7 protein-coding genes are annotated in these 17,590 nt (G+C 70.2%); 6 read left to right on the top strand and 1 reads right to left on the bottom strand.

Going from position 1 to position 17,590, the window contains the following annotated elements; all coding sequences use genetic code 11:
* Nucleotides 1-4 precede the first annotated feature (4 nt).
* From CR470_RS01155 to CR470_RS01175, 5 genes are all read left to right on the top strand, one after another.
* On the top strand, nucleotides 5-11,473 hold the full coding sequence (locus CR470_RS01155; RefSeq protein ID WP_179892079.1) for an SDR family NAD(P)-dependent oxidoreductase: 11,469 nt from the start codon (nucleotides 5-7) through the stop codon (nucleotides 11,471-11,473).
* 76 nt (nucleotides 11,474-11,549) lie between these two features.
* Nucleotides 11,550-12,401, top strand: coding sequence for an ABC transporter ATP-binding protein (locus CR470_RS01160; protein ID WP_097865694.1), 852 nt, complete (start codon nucleotides 11,550-11,552; stop codon nucleotides 12,399-12,401).
* Nucleotides 12,398-13,147, top strand: coding sequence for a fluoroquinolone export ABC transporter permease subunit (locus tag CR470_RS01165; protein WP_097865695.1), 750 nt, complete (start codon nucleotides 12,398-12,400; stop codon nucleotides 13,145-13,147). The genes CR470_RS01160 and CR470_RS01165 overlap by 4 nt, the downstream gene beginning before the upstream one ends.
* A complete protein-coding gene (locus CR470_RS01170) occupies nucleotides 13,144-13,851 on the top strand; it encodes a hypothetical protein (protein ID WP_097865696.1) in 708 nt (235 codons plus the stop codon). The genes CR470_RS01165 and CR470_RS01170 overlap by 4 nt, the downstream gene beginning before the upstream one ends.
* 293 nt (nucleotides 13,852-14,144) lie before the next feature.
* Nucleotides 14,145-15,356: a S1 family peptidase gene (locus tag CR470_RS01175; protein ID WP_097865697.1), complete on the top strand. Its 1,212-nt coding sequence runs from the start codon at nucleotides 14,145-14,147 to the stop codon at nucleotides 15,354-15,356.
* A 58-nt stretch (nucleotides 15,357-15,414) separates the two neighbouring features.
* Here CR470_RS01175 and CR470_RS01180 read toward each other — a convergent pair whose 3' ends face one another.
* A complete protein-coding gene (locus tag CR470_RS01180) occupies nucleotides 15,415-16,473 on the bottom strand; it encodes a helix-turn-helix domain-containing protein (RefSeq protein ID WP_097865698.1) in 1,059 nt (352 codons plus the stop codon).
* A 140-nt stretch (nucleotides 16,474-16,613) separates the two neighbouring features.
* Here CR470_RS01180 and CR470_RS01185 point away from each other — a divergent pair.
* Nucleotides 16,614-17,590 (top strand): RNA polymerase sigma factor (locus tag CR470_RS01185; protein WP_143663736.1); only part of this gene is annotated, 977 nt, incomplete at its 3' end.

Consider the following 17,590-nt stretch of genomic DNA (forward strand, 5'->3'; position numbering starts at 1 on the left):
CGCCATGAAGAAACTGCTGGAACTCGTCGAGACGAAGCAGATCACGCCGGAGGAGGGGCAGCGGCGCCTCGCCGAGCTGCGCGCCGCCGGGCGGCAGGCGGACCGGCCGCGAGCCGCACACACCGCCGGATCACCTGCGGAGCAGCGGATCGCGGTCATCGGCCTCTCCACCCGCTACGCCGGAGCCGGGTCGCCGGACGCCCTGTGGCGTCTGCTGGCCGAGGGCACGTGCGCGGTCACCGAGGTGCCGCCGGACCGTTGGCGCCCCGAGGACTACTACGACCCCGATCCCCGGACCCCCGGCAGGACCAACTCGCGGTGGGGCGCCTTCGTGGAGGATGTCGCCGCCTTCGACCCCTTGTTCTTCCACCTCTCCGGCCGCGAGGCGGAGCGGATGGACCCGCAGCAGCGGCTCTTCCTCGAGGGCTGCTGGAACGCACTCGAGGACTCCGGTCACGCGGGCGACTCGCTCGCGGGCTCCAGCTGCGGAGTGTTCGTCGGCACTCCGGCCAGCGACTACCCGCTGGAATCACAGCGCTCCGGCCCGGACGCGGACGCTCAGGTCCTGCTCGGCAACGACACCTCCATCCTGGCCTCACGCATCTCCTACCTGCTCGACCTGCGGGGCCCCAGCGTGGCCCTCAACACCGCCTGTTCCTCCTCGCTGGTCGCCCTCGACCTGGCCTGCCAGGCCATCCGCAGCGGACAGTGCGAGATGGCGCTCGCCGGCGGTGTGTGCCTGTTCGTCGGCCCCGGGTTCTACGTGTCGGCCAGCAAGGCGGGCATGCTCTCGCCGCGAGGCCGGTGCAGCGCCTTCGACCAGGACGCCGACGGCTTCGTTCCCGGTGAAGGGTGCGGGGTGGTCGTCCTCAAGAGCCTGGACGCGGCCCTGCGCGACGGTGATGACATCCGCGGTGTCATCCTCGGCTCGGCGGTCAACCAGGACGGCAAGTCCAACGGCATCACCGCCCCCAGCTCCCGCGCACAGACGGAGGTGCAGCTCCAGGCGTACGAGCAGGCCGGGATCGACCCCCGGACGATCTCGCTGATCGAAGCGCACGGCACCGGCACCGCCCTGGGCGACCCGATCGAGATCGAGGCCCTCACACGGTCGTTCGCCCGCTTCACCGACGACCGGGAGTTCTGCGCCATCGGGTCGGTCAAGTCCAATCTGGGACACACCGGCCAAGCGGCGGGAGTGGCCGGGCTCATCAAGTGTCTGCTGGCCTTCGAGCACGAGCAGATCCCGCCCACGCTCCACTACTCGGCGTCGAACGAACGCATCACCTTCTCCGAGACGCCGTTCCGCCCCGTTACCTCCCTCCAGCCATGGCCTCGACGCGAGGACGCGCCGCGCCGCGCCGCGATCAGCTCCTTCGGCTACAGCGGCACCAACGCCCATGTGGTCGTGGAGGAACCGCCCGCCCCGCGCCCCGTGGCTTCCGCCCCGGCCGACAGCGGCCGGCCCCACCTCATTCTCGTTTCCGCCAAGACCGGGGAGGCCCTGCGCCGCCGCCTGAAGGACCTGGACGCCTGGCTCGACGAGCGGGGCGAGGCCCACCGGCTCGAGGACATCGCCCACACCCTGCACGACGGCCGCAAGCACTTCGAGATACGTCTCGCGTTGGTCGCCGACACGACGCACGGTCTGCGCCGCTCGATCCAGGAGGCCCTCGACGGCCGAGCCGCGGACCGCACGCCCGCCGCGCGGCTGAGCGGTGCCGAGAAGACGCGGCTCCTGGACATGCTGGGAGAGCGCCTCGCCGACGTCCTCCCGGGCAGCACCGATCACGCTCGCGCCCTGAGGTTCGCGGCCGACCTGTACGAACGCGGGATCACGCTGCCCGTGCGCCAGGTCCTTCCCGAGGGCGGACAGCGGCGGGTGCCCCTCCCTACCTATCCCTTCGAGCGGGACCACTACTGGCACTCCGACGCCGCCGTGCACGGTCCGGACACCGGCCCGGACCTGGAAGAGCTCCCCTCGGCACACGGGGCGTCCTTCCGCTTCCGCGCGCGGCCCGGTGATCCGCTGGTGGCCGACCACGTCATCGGCGGCCGGCGCGTGCTGGCCGGCATGGTCTCCCTGGAACTCGCCCGCGCCGCGGCCGCCCGGGCCGGCTTCGGCGCTCAGCCGGTCGTCGAACAGATCACCTGGAACCGGCCCGTCGTCCCGACGGACGACGGAGGGATCGAGATCACGGTCTCCCCGAGCGAGGACGGAACCCTGCGCTTCACGGTGGACGCGCCCGACGGGTCCACGGGCGTCGCGGGCGCGACCGGCGTACTGAGCCCCCGGAGCCGGGAGCCCGAAGACCTCACCGTCGACATCGAGGCAGTACGCGCCCGCTGCACCTCGGTCATCGACCGGGAGGACTGCTACCGACGATTCACCGCGCTGGGGTTCGCCTACGGGCCGGGCTTCCGGGTGGTGAGCGAACTGCGGTTCTCCGGCAACGAAGTCCTGGCCCGCCTGGAACTGCCCGCGGAACAGGCCGTCCGCCAGGCCCCGAACTCCCTGAGGCCGACGCTGCTGGACGGCGCGCTGCAGGCCCTCGTCGCCCTCGCCGGTGACGACGACCGCGTCCGTCGCGTCCCCTACGCACTGCGCCGGCTGACCGTGCACACACCGCTCGGCGACTCCTGCTACGCCCGTCTGAAACGCCGTGACGACGGCGTGCTGGATGTCGAGGTCATGGACGACACGGGAACGGTGCTCGTGACCATGGAGGGTCTTGAGGTTCTCGAAAGCCGGGAACCGGACCCGGCGACACCGCCGGACCTCACCCTGTTCGCCCCGGAGTGGCAGGAGACGGAGCGCCTCACAGATACGGCGCGGTCCTCCGTGGAGCCGGTCCTGGTGCTGGACACGGAGGGCTCGTCGGCCGATCGTCTGCGTGCGGAGAACCCCGGGCGGCCCGTCGTCCTCGTCACCCCCGGCGAAGCATTCCGGTCCCTCGCGCCCGGTCACTACGAAGTGCGGCCCGAATCCACCGAGGACTACGCCCGGTTGCTGGCCGCCCTGCCGGAGGCACAGCGGCCCACCCGGATCCTGCTCCTGTCGACCGCCCGGACAGCGGCGACCGGAACCCTCTCCGCCAGCCTGGAGGCCCCGCTCGGCCGGACGCATGGGCTCCGCACGCTGTTCGCGCTGACCCAGGCCCTCTGCGCCGCACCGCTGCCGGGTCCGGTGGCGGTCAGGACCGCCTACCCGGCCGCCGCGGGGACGGCCCCCGAACTCGCCGCACTGGGGGCCTTCGCCCGAACGGTACGGAGGGAGAACCCCGACCTGTGCCTGGGGACCATCGGACTGCCCACCGGAATCGACGACCGCGCTCTCCCCGCCACCGCCTGGGACCTCCTGCTCGCCGACGTGTCCCCCGACGAACCGGTGGAGCTCCGCCTGGAGCCGACCGGCTCCATCGGACAGCGGACCTTGAGGGAGCTGCCCGCACAGACGGAAACCCCCGCGAGCGTCGTCCGGCCCGGACACACCTACGTGATCACGGGAGGTACGGGTCACCTGGGCCTCGCACTCGCGGGGCGCCTGGCGGCCGACGGCGCCCGTCCGGTCCTCGTCAGTCGCTCCGCCCCCGGGCCCGAGGCACGGGAGACGCTGCGCTCCCTCCGGGCGGAGGGAGCCGATGTGGTCCACATGAGGGCGGACGTGTCCGACCGGACCGCCCTGGGTGAAGCACTGCGTGAGGTCAGGAGCCGTTTCGGTCCGCTGCACGGCGTCATCCACGCGGCCGGCGTCATCCGTGACGCGTTCCTCCTGCACAAGACGGCGGACGACCTCCAGGACGTGCTCGGCGCGAAGTGCGACGGCGCGGTGTGGCTGGACGACCTGACCCGCGAGGACCCGCTCGAGTTCATGGTCTTCTTCTCCTCCGTGGTGGCCACCGTGGGCAACCCCGGCCAGAGCGACTACGCCTACGCCAACGGATTCCTCGACGAGTTCGCCGAGACGCGGGAGACGTGGCGCGGCGAGGGGCGCCGCAACGGCCGGACCCTGTCGATCGGCTGGCCCGCCTGGTCCGGCGGAGGCATGGCTCACGTGCTCCCGGGCCCGGACACACTCGGCGTCGACGAGGGATGGAGCGCGTTCAAGAAGGCGCTCAGCAGCCCCGGGCCCCGGCTCGTCGTCGTCAAGGGCCGGGCGGCTGCCGCCGCCGTCCAGGCATCCGCCGGGCAGACGGAGAGCTCGGCCGTCGGGCGTCGCCCGGACGACACGGCGGACCAGGCGGCCGGCACGGAGGACCTGCGGCGGTTCGCCACCACCCTGCTGGGCGAGGTCCTGGCCGAGGAGTTGCGCGTACCGGCGCGACGCATCGACCCCGAGGCCTCGTTCGACACGTATGGCATCGACTCCGTCATGGTGATGCGGCTCTCCGAACGCCTGGAGCGTGAGTTCGGTCCGCTGCCCAAGACCTTGTTCTTCCAGTACGCCAACCTCTCCGAGATCGCGGGACACCTGGCCCGGAGGTACGGGCCACTGCTGAAGAGCAAGATGTCTCCCGATGGGAGCACCGCCACGGACCAGGCACCGGAGGAACCGGCGGCCGGCCCGGGCCCGTCGAGCGTCACCGCCTCAGCCACCGGGCGCACGCAGGTCCTCCGGGCGGGGGCCGAGGAATCGACACATGCGAACGGGGAGATCGCCGTCATCGGTGTGGCCGGGCGATACCCCATGGCCGGGGACATCGAGGAGTTCTGGCACAACCTCGTCGAGGGCCGGGACTGCGTCACCACCGTCCCGGCGGATCGATGGCCGATGGAGGGCTTCTACGACCCCGAGGGCGGGCCCGGCAGGAGCTACGCCAAGTGGGGTGGATTCCTCGATGACATCGACAGGTTCGACCCCCTGTTCTTCGGCATCGCTCCGCGCGACGCCGACATGATGGACCCCCAGGAACGCGTCTTCCTGGAGACGGTCTGGCACGCACTGGAGGACGCGGGCCGAACCCGTGCCGACCTGCGGGATGGCACCACCGGCGTCTTCGTGGGGGTGATGTACGGCGACTACCAGCGCTACGGTGCCGCGCCGGACGGCCGCATGGGCGTGTCGTCCTACGCCTCCATCGCCAACCGGGTGTCGTACTTCTTCGACTTCCGCGGGCCCAGCATGGCGCTGGACACCATGTGTTCGTCGTCCCTCACCGCCATTCACCTGGCGTGCGAGAGCCTGCGCAGGGGGGAATGCGACACAGCTGTCGCCGGCGGCGTCAATCTCAGCACCCACCCGGACAAGTACCGGCAGCTCAGCCTGGCGCGCTTCCTCTCCACCGACGGGCGTTGCCGCAGCTTCGGCGCCGACGGGGACGGCTATGTTCCGGGCGAGGGCGCGGGAGCGCTGCTGCTCAAGCCGCTGGACGCGGCGCTGCGCGACGGCGACACCGTTCACGCGATCATCCGCGGCAGCGCCGTGAACCACGGCGGACGCACGAACGGCTACACGGTGCCCAGTACCCGCTCGCAGAGCGCGGCGATCACCGCGGCCATGCACCGGGCCGGGGTGAGGGCCGAGGACATCGGGTACGTCGAGGCGCACGGGACCGGAACCGCGCTCGGGGACCCCATCGAAGTGGCCGCGCTCACCGAGGCGTTCCACGACCAGGATCACGCCGGCCCGGACCCCCGTGCGGCAGTCGTGCCCGACGGCTCGCACAGGATCCCGATCGGCTCGGTCAAGTCGGGTATCGGGCACCTGGAGTCGGCGGCGGGCATCGCCGCGGTGACCAAGGTCATCCTGCAGATGAGGCACCGGACCCTGGTGCCGTCGCTCCACGCGGAGCGGCTCAACCCCGACGTGGATCTGGAGGCCTCACCCTTCCGTCTGCAGCGCGAGCTGTCCGAGTGGACGCCACGCGGTGACGCGCGGCCTCGCTGGATCGCGGGTGTGAGTTCCTTCGGGGCAGGAGGCTCGAACGCCCACCTCATCCTCGAAGCACCCCGGTTGCCGGAGCCGCTGCCGGACGACGCGGACGGCCGACACGTACTCGTGCTCTCCGCGAAGAGCCCCGACCGTCTCACGGACCTGGCCTCGCGACTCGCCGACCGGCTGGACCACTCGGCCGACTCCGGCCCCGGGGCTCCGGAGCACACGCTGGCGAGCAGGGTGAAGGACTACCTGACCGATCGGCTGAGCGAGTTGCTCGGCCTGCGGCCCGGGGACCTCGGGCAGGCCGACGATCTCGCCGAGTGCGGATTCGACGAGGTGACCAGGGTGCGGCTGGGCACTGCCGTGGCCGAGGAATGCGGGGTGCCGTCCGATGAACTGCCCCTCGCCGCACACACGGTGGAGAAGTTGTCCGACCACCTGATCGGACAGCACGAAAGTGTTCTGCGCGGCCACTTCGAGGTTCCGGCCGACCGCCCGCGGCGGTCGATTCCCACACGGCCGCACCGTCTCGGAGACGTTGCCTACACCCTGCAGGTCGGCAGGGAAGCCATGGACGAACGCCTCGCGGTCGTCACCGCCGACCTCGCGGGCGCGGTCGCCGGGCTTCGTGCCTTCGCCGAGGGACGTGTTCCCGCGGCCGGTGTCTTCGCCGGCAGCCTGGCGGTCGACCCGGACGAAGCCGCCGACCGGGTCGGCGTCCCCACGGACACCGACAGCCCCGAGGCCCTCGCCCAGCGGTGGGTGCGCGGTGCCCAGGTCGACTGGCGTTCCCAGCACGCCGGGCGCGGACGCGGAGCCGTCCCTCTGGTCGGCTACCCCTTCGCCCGCGAACGCCACTGGCTCGACACGGCCGCACGGACGGCCGCGGTATCCGCTCCCGAACCATCCCCGCAGGACGATCCGGAGGTCATGATGGACAGCAAGACGGACACGGGGCGTTCACCGCAGGAGAGCGACGGCAACCTCAGGTCGTGGCTCGAACGGACACTGACGACGTTCGCCGGCGAGTCGATCGGACTGGCGCCCGAGCGCATCAACCGTCGTACCGCGCTGGGGGAGTACGGATTCGAGTCGGTCTCCCTGAAGGCGCTGGCGGACCGCGTCTCCAGCCATCTGGGAGTGACCATGTCCCCCACGCTCTTCTTCGAGCGGCGTGGAGTCGCCGGAGCCGTCGACTGGCTCATCGAGGAGTACGAAGACCGGCTCGCCTCCCGCGTACCGCGGTCCGCGGAAGCCGACGCCCCGACCGCGGAGGCCGACGCCAGTGGGCAGACGGCCGTCGCCTCCCGTGTGCTGACGGCTGGGGAGGTTCCGGAGTACAGGGACGGCGCCGAACCCATCGCGGTCATCGGCATGAGCGGCAGGTTCCCCGGTTCGCGGGATCTCGACGACTACTGGGAGAACCTCTACCACTGCCGGGACATGGTCACCGAAGTGCCGGCCGACCGCTGGGACTGGAAGGCCCTCGACAGCGAAGACCTGCCGCCCGAGCAGCGCACGCCCTACCGATGGGGCGGATTCATCGAGGGAGCGGACACCTTCGACCCGCTGTTCTTCGGGATCTCCCCGGCCGAGGCCGAGATGATGGACCCGCAACAGCGGATGCTCCTCCAGACGGTGTGGACCGCGATCGAGGACGCCGGATACCGTCCGTCCGCGCTCGCGGGCCGCCGGGTGGGCCTCTTCTCGGGCATCCAGTTCAGCGACTACCAGCACCTCATGCACGAGGCCGGCGTCATGAGCGCCCAGTCCGGCCTGGGCAACGAACACTCCATCTCGGTGAACCGGATCTCCTACCTCCTCGATCTCCGCGGCCCGAGCGAACCGGTCAACACCGCCTGCTCCAGCTCACTGGTATCGGTGCATCGTGCCGTGCGGTCGCTGCGCCAGGGGGAGAGTGAACTCGCCATCGCCGGCGGCATATCCCTCAATCTCTCGCCCCACTCGACCGTGGCCGCGGGCATGATGGGACTGCTCTCGCCGGACGGCCGCTGCAAGACGCTCGACGCCAGGGCGAACGGCTACGTGAAGGGCGAGGGCGTCGGGATGCTGGTGCTCAAGCCGCTCGCCCGCGCACTGGCCGACGGAGACCAGATCCATGCCGTCATCCGCGGAACGGCCGTCAACCACGGAGGACGTGCGGCGTCCCTCACGGCGCCCAACGCCGAAGCACAGGCGGACCTGCTGTGCACGGCGCTGGACGAAGCCGGCGTAGGACCCGACAGCATCGGATACGTGGAGCTGCACGGCACCGGCACCGAACTCGGAGACCCCGTCGAGATCAACGGCATCAAGCTCGCGTTCCGCCGCCTGGCCCGGAAGCGCGGTGTCGAGCTGTCCGGCGAGCCGTACTGCGGCATCGGTTCGGTGAAGACGAACATCGGGCATCTCGAACCCGCATCCGGGATCGCCGGCCTGCTGAAGATCATCCTGTCCATGCGTCACCGGGCGTTGCCCGGCATGGTGCACCTGGACCAGGTCAATCCGTACGTCGATCTGGACGGGAGCCCGTTCCGCATCGTCGACAGGACCATTCCCTGGGAGCCCCGGCAGAGCGAGGACGGCAGCCGGCTCCCGCTGCGGGCAGGCGTCAGCTCCTTCGGCTTCGGCGGCGTGAACGCACACGTCCTGCTGGAGGAGCCGCCGACCCGTGCGCCCCGTACCGCGACGCCGGCAGGGGGCGATCGCGTCTTCGTCTTCTCCGCCAGGACCGATGGCGCTCTGACCCGCGCCCTCCGGCTGTTCGCGGACCGGCTGAGCGGCTGGGAGCTTCCCTCGTCGTCGCGGCCCGACATCGACGCCGTCGCCTTCACGCTCCGGGAGGGGCGCGAGGAGATGAGGGAGCGGCTGGCCGTGGTGGCGCCGGACCTCAGCGCACTGCGTGATCGCCTTGTCGGCGTGCTGGAGGACGCGGCCGATGTTCCCGGCGTTCACCGGGGGACTGCCGAGGACACCGAGGACGACGGCGGGGGTTTCGGTGAGAACGGGGCGCCACGCGTCACCGGAACCGCGGACCTGCTGGCGCGCGCGTGGGTGACGGGTAGGCCGGTCGACTGGACGTCCCAGCCGTCGGCTGCCGGGCCGGCGCTCAGGACGGCGCTTCCCACCTACCCCTTCGAGGAGAAGCGCTTCTGGTTCACGGCCCCCGAGACGGGGGCGATGACGGCTCTGCCCGCCGTGCGTCGGGGGAACGAGACCTCACCCGGCCGGGCGGCCTCGGACGGCCCGTACCCGGAGGACGGTCTCACCGGTGAGGAGTACATCCGTGCCGGGCTGCGCGGCATCCTCCTGGAGAAGCTGAAGCTGGCCGAGGACGAACTCGACGAGGACCGGGACCTCAAGGACTTCGGCGTCGACTCCATGCTGAGCGCCATGATCATGCAGGTGGTGCAGGAGGCGTTCGACGTTCAGGTCCCGCTCACCGCGCTGGTGGACTACCCGACGCTCCGTTCCCTCTCCGCCCACATCCACGAGGAGTTCTTCGCGGACCAGGAGATAGGCGGCGTTCTGCCGGGCCGCCGGCCGGCCCAGAACGGTCAGGCACCGGCCCAGAGCGGAAAGCAGAGCCGGCTCCCCGCCGAGCTGCTGCCCATCAACATCGGGGGCGAGGGCCAGACGTCCTTCTGGGTCCACGGTGCGACGGGCTACTCCACCTGGTTCCAGAACCTCTCCCAGGCGCTCGGGCCGGACTACCCCCTCTACGCTTTCCAGGCCCGCGGCACCGACGGCTACTCGATGCCGCACACCCTCGACGAGATGGTCGACCACTACATCGACTGCATCCGCCAGGTGCAGCCCGAGGGTCCGTACGTTCTCGGCGGCTACTCCTTCGGCGGGCTGATCGCCATGAGGATGGCGCAGCGACTGCACGACGAGGGTGAGGAGATCCGCCACCTGGTCATGTTCGACACCTACCCCGCCACTCAGGAGGTGTTCGACCGGCATCACGGCATGTACGACCGGGACTTCCTCCAGCTGTACCTGACGAACTACTTCCTGCGGCTGGACGAGCACCCCGAGCGGGCCGTCCTCAAGGAGGAGGTGGCCCACCTCCCGGCCCCCCTCCAGGTCGCCGAGCTCGCCCGGATGGCGAAGGACCGTGGTGACCGCCGGGTGGCCGCTGACGACATCTACCTCTACCTGCGGGGCGGACTGACTTGTTCCGAACAGGCCGAAGGCATCTACCAGATCTATGAGATGAAGGACTACACAGCCTCCGACGTGCTGTTCTTCAAGGCCACCGACGGCTTCACCGGGCGCGCCAGCGCCCTGTACTGGAAGCCGACCCGGATCCTGGACGGCTACGACTACGAGACCCCGTGGCGGGACGTGGTGCAGGGCGACTTCCAGGTGGCCGAACTGGACAACGACCACCTCAACCAGTTGGAGGAGCCCACCCTCACGCTGGCGGCGCGCCGCATCGAGGCGTTGCTCAAGCAGCCCGCGCAGGTCGACGAGGAGGACTACGCGTCCTTCCGCAACGACTTCGACGCTCTGACGGCCTTCGGGAACAGACTGCTGGCGCAGGGCTTCCGAGGAGCGGGCGTACTGCCCGAGGACGGAGCTCCCACCGATCGTGACGAGATGCGCCGCCGCCTTGGCGTGCAGCCCGCCTACGACCGGCTGTTCCACGCCTCGTGCGACATCCTGGAGCGAGAGGGCTTCCTCCAGCAGGGTGGGAACGGCGGCCTGACGGCGACCAAGAAGCTGGCTCAGGCGGTCTTCCCGGGAGGCGCCGAGGAGATCGGGGAGAGGGCCGCCGAACTGGCGGTGGCGCACCCTTCGGTCGCCGACTACGTCCCGCTGCTCGTGGCCTGTCAGGGGGCTGTGTTCGAGGTCATGGCGGGCCGGAGGGACGCCACGGACGTCATCTTCCCGGGCGGCTCGATGGAGTTGGTCGCCGAGATATACAAGGGAAGCATCCAGAGCGAGTTCTACAACCTCCTGGTCGCGGACGTGGTCGAGGAGCACACCCGGCACTTCGCCCGTCGTTATACCCGCTCCCGGGCCCAGCTCTTCGAGGTCGGCGCCGGCACCGGCGGTACGAGCGCCTTCGTGTTCGACGCTCTCAAGAACCTGGGCGACCGGGTCACGTACCACTACACGGACATCGGTGGGGCGTTCCTGAGGGCCGCCGAGCAGCAGTTCGGACCCGGCCACCCGTACGTGGAGTTCGACACCTTCGACGTCGAGCGGTCGCCCGCGGTCCAGGGGTACGAGCCGGGCACGATGGACGTGGTCGTCGCGAGCAACGTGCTCCACACCACCCGCAGCATCGACGTGACCCTGGCGCACTGCCGGCAGCTGCTGAAGCCGGGGGGCATCCTCGTGATCAACGAGCTCACCCACCGCCTCGACTACAACACGCTGACCTTCGGCCTGACGACCGGCTGGTGGCTCTTCAAGGACGAGAGCGAGCGCGTCCAGGGATCGCCGCTGCTCGATGTCCGCGGCTGGCGCAACGCCCTTCTCCGCGCCGGGTTCGACGAGGTGGAGATCCGAGGCCTCGCCGACGAGGACGAGAACGACCAGGCCCAGTGTGTGATCGTCGCCAAGGCGGCGACGAACTCCTAACCCGCCCCTCGGGCCCAGGCCCACGGTGCTCGTCATCGAGCGGCGGCAACAGCACGATCAGGAAGAGGAAGCGGTTGTGATCGAAGTCGAAGGACTCTCATACACCTATCGCGGCGGGACACGCCCCACGGTGAAGGACGTCTCCTTCACCGTGGGCCAGGGGGAGATCTTCGGGTTCCTCGGCCCGAGCGGAGCGGGCAAGAGTACGGTCCAGAAGATCATCACTGGACAGTTGGAGTCCTTCACAGGTTCGGTACGCGTTCTGGGCCGCGATGTCGCCGGTCGCGGCGTGGAGTACTACGAGGAGATCGGTGTCGGTTTCGAACTGCCGAACCTCTTCATGAAACTGACCGCACGGGAGAACCTGCGCTTCTTCGCCTCGTTCTACCGCTCGTCGGTGGACATCCTTGAGCTGCTGGCCCAGGTGGGGCTCGACGGGGACGCCGACCGCAGGGTGGAGGACTTCTCCAAGGGGATGAAGATGCGCTTGTGCTTCGTCCGGGCCCTCCTGCACGACCCTCAGGTCCTGTTCCTCGACGAACCCACCAGCGGTCTCGATCCGGTGAACGCCAGGCTGCTGAAGGACATGGTGGTGGAGCAGCGCCGGCGGGGGAAATCCGTCTTCCTCACGACGCACAACATGCACGACGCGGAGGAACTGTGCGACCGTGTGGCCTTCTTCGTCGAGGGGAGCATCCGGCAGATCGGGGCGCCCAAGGACCTGTGCGCTCAGTCGGCGGAGCGCAGAGTCGTGGTCGAGTACCGGCAGGACGGCACGGTCGCCTCGCAGGAGTTCCCCCTGGAACGGCTCGGCACGGACCAGGCGTTCCTGGAACTGCTGCGCGGGCGCGAAGTGGTGTCGGTGCATTCCCAGGAACGGTCCCTCGAGGACGTGTTCGTCGCGGCGACCGGACGGAAACTGACATGACCGGGCCCGATGGCCTCAAGGAACGAAGCCCGCGGGACACACTGCGTACCCTGGCCCGCGCGGTCGGCTGGGACCTGCGACTCCAGCTCCGGCACCAGATCGTCACGGTCGCCCTGCTCGTCACGGCCGCCTACGGGATCGGGCTCCGCCTCCTGCCCGAGGACTGGCGGGACGACGTGACGGTGCTGCTCGTCCTGTCCGATCCGACGATGATCGGGTTCCTGTTCGTCGGTGCCCTCATGCTCTTCGAACGCGGTGCCGGCACCCTGCACGCGGTCGTGGTGACCCCCCTGTCCCCGTCCTTGTACGTATGGGCCAAGGCGCTGTCGCTGACGGCGATCTCCGTGGTGTGCGCGCTGACGATGGCGGTCGTGGGACACGGTACGGACTTCCGGCCGGTGCCCCTCATCACCGCGGTCGTCCTCACCTCGCTGCTCTTCGTGTTCGTCGGTGTCGCCGCCGTCGTGCGGGTGCGGTCCCTGAACGAATACCTCGTGATCGTCCCGGTCTTCCTCGTACCCCTCTACCTGCCACTGCTCGGCTTTCTCGGCCTGGGCGGCTCCTGGCTGTACCACCTGCTCCCCACACAGGCGTCGCTGCTGCTGATCCAGCGCTCACTCGAGCCGAGGCCTCTGTGGGAGGTCTTCTACGCCGTCGCCCTGCTGGTGGCATCGACCGCAGGCGCGTTCCTCTGGGCGTCGAAGTCCTTCGACGCGCATGTGCGGGGTAAGGGGAGGTCCGCATGAGCGGCGCAACGACCATCTGGAAGAACGACCTGAGAAGCATCGTGCGGGACCGGACGGTGAGTGTGCTGCTCTTCGTTCCGCTGATCTTTCTCGTGCTGCTGCGGTTCGGCATCCCGTTGCTGGAGCGGAGGTGGCCCGCGCTGGGGGACCACCACGCTGTTCTGCTGGGCCTCTTCTGCGTGATCGTCGGGATGTTTCCCGCCTTCATGCTGTCCTTCGTCATGGTGGACGAGCGGGACCAGGGACTCGTCTCCGCCTTCAAGGTGCTGCCTGTCTCACCGAACCGGTTCCTGCTGAGCCGGCTCAGCATGGTGGTGGCTCTGGGGCTCCTGTACCCCCTGCTGCTCGTCCTCGGATCGGGCATCGGCTCGCACGGGCTCGTACGGTCGCTGCTGCTGGCCGTGCTGTGTGCGGCGGGCGGTGCCGCAGCGATGATCGCCGCGGTGTCTCTCGCCCGGAACAAGATCGAATGCCTCACCGCGTTCAAGGCGCTCTTCGTTCTCGCCGCACTCGGTGCGACGGGAGCGCTGGGGAGCTTCGAAGGCTGGAACCGGGTACCGGGTGTTCTGCCCACCTACTGGGTCTTCGCGGCTTTCGACGCCGCCCATGCCCGGGATTTCCTGGCCGCCTCCGCCATGGCGGCACTCCTCTACGGCCTCTTCGTATGGATCTTCTACCGGTCCTTTCGTCGGAATCTGTTCTGAAGGAACTCCTTGGCGCACTGGCGCAGCCGCTGACGGGGACTGTGCAGGTCCGGCCGGGTGGTGGCCGGTGAGTGATCTCCGCCTTCTCTACAGTTCTCGGCCAGTTCTGTAGAAAAGAGCTCCATCTCCGCTTCTTGTCGCGGCAGTTCCGGCTACGCCAGAGTTCGAGGCGCGGCGACAGGAACATGTCATCGCCGCCAGGCAGTGTCCATGGAACACATCGCGCTTCCCCAGGCGCGGTGTGGCCACCCCCCCATTGTCTGGACGCTCGCCTGCGTAGCGGAAGGAATCGCGTGAAGCACAGCCGGAAGAAGAACGCGCGCAGATACATCGTCGCCGCCTCGATCGGCGCTCTCCTGTCGGCCGGAGTCGCCACAGGGGCCTACGCCGGGGCGCCGACGGAGCCCTCGGCTCCGGCGTACCAGCCGGAGATGGTGAAGGCGCTCGCCACGACCCTGGGTGTCAGCGAGAAGGCCGCCGTGGAGCGGCTGGACCGCGAGGCGGAGCAGCGGGACCGGTTCGCGGAGCTGCGGGAGGACCGGGTCAGCACGCTCGGGGCCTTCTTCGCCGAGGACGGTTCGCTGGTCGTCAACGCCGCCGACGCCGGAGCGGCGAAGGAGGTCAGGGCCGCGGGGCTCAAGGCCCGGGTCCCCGAGCGCGGCGGGAGCGAGCTCGACCGGATCAAGGCGCAGCTCGACGCCAAGGCGCTCAAGAGCGCCCCGGCCGGGGTGTCCGCGTGGTCCGTCGACCTCGCCTCGGACACCGTGACCGTCGAGGTCAACGGCGACTCCGACGCCGCGACCCGCAGCTTCCTCAAGGCCGCGAAGAGCAACGGTGACGCCGTACGCGTCGTGAAGGGCCAGGAGAAGCTGGAGACCCAGGCCGTCGTTCCGCCCGGCAGCCGGATGACCTTCAACGGCTACCTCTGCTCCGTCGGTTACGGAGCCAAGGACCGCAGCGGCAATCAGGTGCTCGTGACCGCCGGGCACTGCATCGAGGATCTGCCGGAACTGGCCTACAACGGCACCCGGTTCGCCAAGGGCACGCACACCCGGTTCGCGCTGGGCACCCGCAGCGTCGACATGGGTATTGCGGCCGTGGACGCCGGCCACTCGATCGGCCTCGACGTCACCACGTACGGCAGGGCCGGCACCGTCCCGGTCAGGGGCAGCGAGCGGGCCCCCTCCGGTGCGGCGCTCTGCAAGTCCGGCCAGACCACCAAGTGGACCTGCGGCAAGGTCCGCTCGTACAACGTCAGCGTCACCTACACCGACCAGAACGGCGGCCCGGACACCGTCGTGACCGGCCTGGCGAGCTCCAGCGTCTGCACCCAGGGAGGGGACAGCGGAGGCGCGTACATCTCCGGTGACCAGGCCCAGGGCATGACGTCCGGCGGTCCCAGCAACCAGCGCTGCAACGGCCAGGTCAATTCGCCCGGCTCCTCCTACTTCCAGCCGCTCGACGACGCCCTCGCGTACTACGGGCTGACGCTCAACACCAAGTAGCCGCACCACAGATCCTGACCGGCCGAAGGCCACCCCCCAGACGCGGGAGGCCGTCCACTCATCCTGGGCGGTCTCCCGTTCCACCTGTTCCCGTCCCGTAGTCCCACGCCACCCCGTGGACGCCGGGCTTGCACCGGGAGGTGAGCACATGGACGTCGTGCGATGCGCTCAGCGGGAGGCGCCGCTGGGCGCGGGGCGGGGCGCCGACCTTCTCCCGGACGTAGCGGTGGCAGTCCGACGGCAGGGCGCCGGGGTGGAAGAAGACCTGCTGGAGGTACTCGTGGAGGTTCGTCCGCGACCAGCGCTCGTAGTGGGTGGCCGGCGTCTCGGACGGGCTCACCTCGACCGCGTAGCTCACCACCGTGGTGTCCAGTTTGGCCAGTTCCCGGCCGAAGTGGATCTCCAGCACCAGGGATTTGAGCCCCTTCAGATACGTGGCCTCGGCGAGGCGTCCGCAGCTGACCCTGATGTCGACCGGCTCGGCCGCCTCGTCGTCGAAGCTGAGCACGAAGATCGCGCGGTCGGCCCCCGCCCGGCTGGCCCGCAGCACGTTCGTGGTGGAGATCGCGCTCAGGGTGCCGCTCTCGCCGACCTTCACGATGTCGTGCACCATCAGCGAACTGGACTCCTGGTTGAAGTGGCGGAAACGTGCGCCGAGCGCCTTCTCCACCACCGAGTCCTCCCCGAGGATCTGGAGCGCCGCCCCCTCCGCGCCGGGCGGGGTGATCCGGCCGCGCGGGCGGCGCGGTCCGAGCAGCGAGCGCAGGGCTCCGGCGGGCAGTTCCAGGATCTCCTCCAGCACCTCCACCGCGCGCAGGGAGCGTGCCCGTTCGGGCTGGCTGCGACCGCGCTGCCAGCTGCTGAGGGTGGCCTGGCTGATGGTGATGCCGCGCACCCTGAGCCGTTCGCTCACCCGCTCCAGGGACAGCCCGCGGCGGTTCAGCGCCTCGCGGAGCGCCCCGGGGAAGGTGTCGGCGCCGGTCGCCGCCGCGTGCAGGGCCGAGGTGGTGATGGCCTCGCCCGTCCGCGCCGCGGTGACGTGCGCCTCGGCGACCCGCGATCCGGTGGGGTCCGGACCGGTGGCGTGCGCCTCGTCGGTGTCCGCTCTGCTCGACATGTCCCTCCCGTTTCCCGGCACTCTCGCTGCGGGACGGCCTACGGGCCCCCGCATACTGGTTGACCACCGGACAGGGGACGGATAACAAATCCCGCAGGAGTGACCTGTCCCACATCCCGGTGGCGAACCGAACGAAGGGCGTGAACGGCGTGGACAGCACCGCTCTGGTCATCGCGGCGAGGAAGGGTGACCGGGCCGCCGGGGAACGGCTGGCCGCCCAGTACCTCCCGCTGGTCTACAACGTCGTCGGGCGCGCCCTCAACGGCCATCCGGACGTGGACGACGTGGTGCAGGAGACCATGCTCCGGGCGCTGTCCGGACTGCCCTCGCTGCGTGATCCGTCCCGTTTCCGGTCCTGGCTCGTCGCCATCGCCATGAACCAGGTCCGCACCCGCTGGTCCGGTCTCGGCCACCGCCCGGCTCCGCTGGAGGCGACCGAGGACCCCGCCGACCCCGCCGCCGACTTCGTCGATCTGACGATCCTGCGCCTCGAACTCTCCGGTCAGCGCCGCGAGACGGCCGAGGCCACCCGCTGGCTGGACGACGCCGAGCGCGACGTGCTGTCCCTCTGGTGGCTGGAGACGACCGGCGACCTCACCCGGTCCGAACTCGCCGAGGCGCTCGGCCTTTCCCCGCAGCACGCCGCCGTACGCGTCCAGCGGGTGAAGAACCAGCTCGACGTCGGCCGCGCGGTCGTCCGGGCCCTGGCGTCCGACCCCCGCTGCCCGGCCCTGGAGGACCTGCTGGGCGACTGGGACGGTACGCCGACGCCCCTGTGGCGCAAGCGGATCGCCCGCCACGTACGGGGCTGCGCCTCCTGCTCCGACGGCAGTGCGGGGCTGGTTCCGCCGGAGGGCCTGCTCTCCGGGCTCGCGCTCGTGGTGCCGCTCTACGACAGCGGGCAGCAGGCGGCGGTGGCCGTCACCTCCCCGGCGGCCGCGTCCGCCCCGGCCGCCGCGCCCTCCGCCGCGTTCTCGGCCGGGAAGGCGGCGGGGCTGATGGCCGGCGCGGCCGCCGTGACCGCCCTCGCCGTCCTGATCTGGCCCTCCGCCCCCGCCCAGCCCGAATCCCGGGGCGGGGGCGTCACGTACAGCCCCTCGCCCCCGCCGCCCGCGGC

This window comes from Streptomyces sp. rh34 (assembly GCF_002551245.1).
In the GTDB taxonomy this organism is placed as follows: domain Bacteria; phylum Actinomycetota; class Actinomycetes; order Streptomycetales; family Streptomycetaceae; genus Streptomyces.